A 4,078-nucleotide genomic window follows, 5' to 3' on the forward strand; every position below is an offset into this window, starting at 1 on the left:
CTTGGGGAGTAGTCTTTAAGAGTGCTTACCTTGTAGGTGTAGTCGGACTAGACATGAAACTGTAAGACCAAAATTAGCTTTGCTAGTAGCGGCAAGATTCAGCCCAAGAATCTCCGCACTTTTAGGGCGGAGAGTGTCAAGTAATCAGTAAAGCTATCGTTGCCGAGGCAAAATTAACTAACTCGATTATCGCTATTGAAGACCTAACCGGTATTCGAGAGAGAACCAACCAACAACCACGAAATAAGACCGAGAGAAGACGGTCTAACTCTTGGGCTTTCTATCAACTTCGACAATTTCTCGAATACAAAGGCATTAAAGAAGGAGTTGAGGTTATCGCGGTTAATCCACGATATACCTCTCAAACCTGTCATTGTTGCCTACATATCGGAATTAGAAGCGGAAAATCGTTTAAGTGTAGCAATAAGACTTGTGGTTGGATTGGTGACGCAGACGCGAACGGTAGCAAGATGATTAGACTTTTGGGGCTGAGTGTAATCCAGCCCAGAGAGCCGAATTTATTGGCTTGCCCGATAAGTTTAGGGTTACAGAAAGCTCCCGTTAAGCTGACGCTTTAACGGGAGTAGATTACTAAGGACTCTCCAGAGTTGAGGTACAGCTAACCGTGCGAATTCCTCTCGACTACTACAGGATATTGGGAATCCCCTTTCAGGTGAGTGCCGAGCAGATTGATTTGGCCCACGCCGACCGGGGACGGCAATTGCCACGTCAAGAATACAGTCAAACAGCGATCATTGCCCGTCAGCACTTGTTAGATGAAGCTTACCAAGTGTTAAGTGCTGCGGATCGCCGTCGTGATTATGATGCTCAATTTTTTGACCCCAATCCCCTGCTTCTCAACCCAGAAAGCAGTGCCGAAAACCTAGATTCTCAGGGTGGGGAGGTAGCCGCCGCTTCTCCAGAATATCCCACTCCCCAGATTACCATTGCCCCCGCCGATCTGGTGGGAGCTTTGCTCATCCTGCAAGAGTTGGGAGAATACGAGTTAGTGATTCGTTTGGCCGAAACTTATCTAGATTTAGAGCCAACTACTCGCCCAGACATGATCTTAACCTTGGCTTTGGCCTACGGGGAATTAAGTCGGGAATATTGGCAGGATAAAAATTATGAACAGGCGGCCAGCACCGCGGCCAAAGCCCTGACTTGGTTGGAACAAGAAGAAATGTTCCCGCAAGTGGCCAGCGAGATCCGCCATGATTGCGATCGCCTGCGTCCCTACCGGATTCTGGAATTGTTATCCCAGGAAAAAAAACCTAGTCTTGCCCGTCAGCGCGGCTTGAATCTCTTGGAAGAGATGTTAGAAGCTCGCGGCGGCATCGATGGCCAGGGCGACGATCGCTCTGGGTTGGGGGTGGATAATTTTTTACGCTTTATTCAACAGTTACGGGTTTATTTAACTCAGGCCGAACAGGAAAAAATCTGGGCAAAAGAGGCACAACGCCCCTCGTCGGTGGGTAATTATCTGTTGGTTTATGCCTTGATTGCCCGCGGTTTCGCCCAAAAACAACCCGCCGCTATCGTTGCGGCCAGCGCTCGCTTGCAGCAATTACAAAAACATCAGGATGTCTCCCTCGAGCGATCGATCTGCGCCCTACTGCTCGGTCAAACCGAACAAGCAATCACAATTTTAGAAAAAAGTCAAGAGCAAGAAATATTAAATTATATTAAGGAACAATCCGGGCAATCTCCCGATCTCTTACCTGGGTTATGTCGTTACGGTGAGCGTTGGTTACAAACAGAAGTTTTCTGCCATTTTAGTGATTTGGTTGAGCGGAAAGCCTCACTAAAAGAGTATTTTGCCGAGGAAGAGGTACAAAATTATTTAGAAGAATTGTCAGGTTTTCCTGACGAAAAAGTTCCCGTGTCGGTTCAAGAAAAGGTTGGCGAACCTTTAGAATCGGAAGTAACTGTTCTCAAAACCCACACCCCCCCCACCCATTTAAACCCAGTGCCAGGAGCGACACCGATGAGGGAATCTGCTTATTCTTCCCACTCTCGTCCCCAAAAACCGTCTTTAGCTAGAGCTAACGGTGAGCGGACAAGCTCTGCTGTACCTGCCCTGAGAGCCACTGCTCAGGAGGAAACTTTCACCCCCTATACTCAGGGCAGTGTGGTGGTGACAGCAGCCTATCGTCAACCGGCACTTAATCCCCTCCGTCGTCGTCCCCGTCGCTCGCGTACCCCAGCAGCGGGTAACTCCGGGCCGGCAGCCCCAGAAACGGTAAAAACTGCCCTAGTCCCACCGAAACGGAGACGACCGGCCCGCAGAAAACTACGACTCGATCGAGTGGCGATATTGGGGGTAGGATTAGTGGGAACAATCGCGGTTTTGGCCCTGGGGGTAAAGGCAATTGTCGATAGTCAATCTCCTTTGGCAGCCTTGCAAGGGGAACAGTTACCGATTTCTTTAAATACTCCCATACTAGAAATTCCTTCGGCTAACGCGGAGGTTATGGAAGGGAATCCCTTAGATAAGGAAACGGCCAAGGAGACGATTCAAGCTTGGTTAGCAGCAAAATCGGCTGCTTTTGGCAGTGAACACCAAAAAGAGCAATTGAAAGAGGTTTTAACGGGTTCAGCTTTGGAAATTTGGCAAAAACGGGCGGCGGCTTTACAGGGAAATAACTATTGGCGCTACGATCATCAAGTGGATGTGCGATCGGTCACTAATAATGCGAAAAATCCTAATTTAGCCACGGTGGAAGCGACAGTCAACGAAAAGGCCATGTATTTCGATAATGGCAAGGAAATTGTCAATCGTTCCTATAATGAGTCCTTGAACCTGCGCTATGATTTGGTACGGCAAGGAGATAAATGGTTGATCGAAAAAACCCAACTCTTACCCTGATTTTTCCCGATTAAATCCCCAAAAACTAGGCTTTAGGCTGCCCGCACATCCAATTAAGAGTGCATGGCAGCCTTTTCAGTGGGAAGTGGGGAAGTGGGGAAGTGGGGAGAAGGGAGCAGGGAGAAAAAAGCTGATAACTGATAACTGATAACTGATAACTGATAACTGATAACTGATAACTGATAACTGATAACTGATAACTGATAACTGATAACTGAAGACCGACTCCTGCAAAGGCAAACTTTGTACCTCACCATTAAGATAACTTCTATATCTTTAGACTGATAAATGCTCGATTCGCTTAATATTTTTTAACATAAAATACGCTCTTTTATCGCTGTAATTAGTTCCCTAGAAGTCAAGCTAATGAGTTATGATACTAGGTAGGAATCCATAGTTCTTAGAGGAGGAAAGCGGGGCAATCTCAATGTTTTGCCCACCGACAAGACCATGATTTTGATGTTTTAAAAATCTCGCATAAGTCTTTAAGAACTTTTAAAATCAGCATTCACACAGGAGGGATATTATGACAGGTAAGAGTAAACGCGGTTTTGCCTCTATGGATCAAGCTAAACAACGGGAAATCGCTAGTAAAGGTGGTAAAGCTGCTCATCAAAAAGGTACAGCCCACGAATTTACCTCCGAAGAGGCTCGCGAAGCGGGACGAAAAGGTGGTGAAGCGGTTAGCCGAGATCGCGCCCACATGGCAGCTATCGGACGGGAAGGGGGCAAAAATTCTCACAAAGGCAGTGGCAAAAACTCAAACTCCGAAGAAAATTCCCCAGCCAACGAGTCTATAGGTGAAAACTACTCAGATTTTAGCAACTCGGAGGCAAATAGTTAACTTTGGTTGACCTTTTCTCGGACTAAGAGGGTGTTAGGGTTTTGGGGTTTTAGTTAAATTCCCCCATTCCCCCAATACCCCAATACCCCAATTCCCAAAACCCCTTAAAGAAGGCAGGAGGCAGAAGGCAGAAGGCAGAAGGCAGCTTTTATTTATTATCCCCACACCCCACACCCCACACCCCCCACCCCCCACCCCCCACCCCCCACCCCACCCCCCCCCAAAACAATTTGCCCCGGCGGCCTCTTGTGGGGTTTTTGGTTTTACTTTATGCACCTTTATGTGGGTTTGGGGCAAAAATTTTTTGGGGGGGGTTGGGGTGGGGGGGGTGGGGTGGGGGGTTGGGGGTGTGGGGGGTGGGGTGT

At 47.8% G+C, this 4,078-nt stretch carries 3 protein-coding genes and 1 pseudogene; 3 read left to right on the forward strand and 1 reads right to left on the reverse strand.

Annotation, left to right across the window (positions count from 1 at the left end; translation table 11 throughout):
- Positions 1-140: 140 nt before the first annotated feature.
- Both O9332_RS11405 and O9332_RS11410 read left to right on the forward strand, forming a co-directional pair.
- A pseudogene (locus tag O9332_RS11405) lies at positions 141-578 on the forward strand (RNA-guided endonuclease TnpB family protein); the annotation flags it as partial.
- Between the two features lie 47 nt (positions 579-625).
- Complete coding sequence (locus tag O9332_RS11410; RefSeq protein ID WP_002761053.1) at positions 626-2,869, forward strand: IMS domain-containing protein; 2,244 nt, start codon at positions 626-628, stop codon at positions 2,867-2,869.
- Between the two features lie 53 nt (positions 2,870-2,922).
- On the opposite strand, the gene O9332_RS11415 is transcribed toward O9332_RS11410, so the two are convergent.
- Complete coding sequence (locus tag O9332_RS11415) at positions 2,923-3,126, reverse strand: hypothetical protein (protein WP_288025566.1); 204 nt, start codon at positions 3,124-3,126, stop codon at positions 2,923-2,925.
- Positions 3,127-3,395: 269 nt separating this feature from the next.
- Between O9332_RS11415 and O9332_RS11420 the strand changes: the two genes are divergently transcribed.
- Positions 3,396-3,713 carry a KGG domain-containing protein gene (locus tag O9332_RS11420; protein WP_002761051.1) on the forward strand — a complete coding sequence of 106 codons (318 nt, stop codon included), beginning with the start codon at positions 3,396-3,398 and terminating at the stop codon, positions 3,711-3,713.
- Positions 3,714-4,078 lie beyond the last annotated feature (365 nt).

The sequence above is a fragment of the Microcystis sp. LE19-10.1B genome, from assembly GCF_027530565.1.
Classification (GTDB): domain Bacteria; phylum Cyanobacteriota; class Cyanobacteriia; order Cyanobacteriales; family Microcystaceae; genus Microcystis; species Microcystis aeruginosa.

What these genes read in the sequence shown, in the direction of transcription:
- O9332_RS11420 (WP_002761051.1), top strand. Translation starts at nt 3,396, where the DNA reads ATGACAGGTAAGAGTAAACGCGGTTTTGCCTCTATGGATCAAGCTAAA.
- O9332_RS11415 (WP_288025566.1), bottom strand. Translation starts at nt 3,126, where the DNA reads ATGGTGAGGTACAAAGTTTGCCTTTGCAGGAGTCGGTCTTCAGTTATC.